This is a genomic window from Pseudomonas putida (assembly GCF_022627325.1).
Classification (GTDB): Bacteria; Pseudomonadota; Gammaproteobacteria; order Pseudomonadales; family Pseudomonadaceae; genus Aquipseudomonas; species Aquipseudomonas putida_X.
Map to the genome: position 1 here is coordinate 1 of NZ_JAETZZ010000044.1, position 397 is coordinate 397.

The window sequence follows — 397 nt, forward strand, 5'->3', positions numbered from 1 at the left end:
CCTTGAACTCGGTAACGTCGGTTACCCACTTCTGGTTCGGCCGTTGCGCGACAAAATTGCGCTCCAGCACATTCGCTGCCACTTTGCCGACAGCGCCTCGATAGGAGCGGTATTTCTTCGGGCGCACTACTGATTTCAACCCCTGCTCGGCCATCAGCCGTTCAACGACCTTCTTGTTCACCCGCTTTTCCTTCCTGATTACCAGGGCGATACGGCGATAGCCATAAAGCCCTTTCTGCTCGTGATAGACGCGCTTGACCAATGCCTTGAGCTCAGCATGCCGTTCTGGCTTCTGCAGAGCTTTGAGCTGGTAGTAGAAGGTGCTGCGCGCCAATTCGACCAGCTTAAGGAGGTCAGGCAAAGGAAACCTGCGCTTGAGGTTGGAAACGATCAGGAC

Annotated in this window: 1 protein-coding gene; it reads right to left on the reverse strand. The window is 55.2% G+C overall.

Features of this window, described 5'->3' with window-relative positions; genetic code table 11:
* On the reverse strand, nucleotides 1–397 hold a 397-nt coding region (locus tag JNA92_RS25630; RefSeq protein ID WP_241807222.1), incomplete at both ends, for an IS3 family transposase.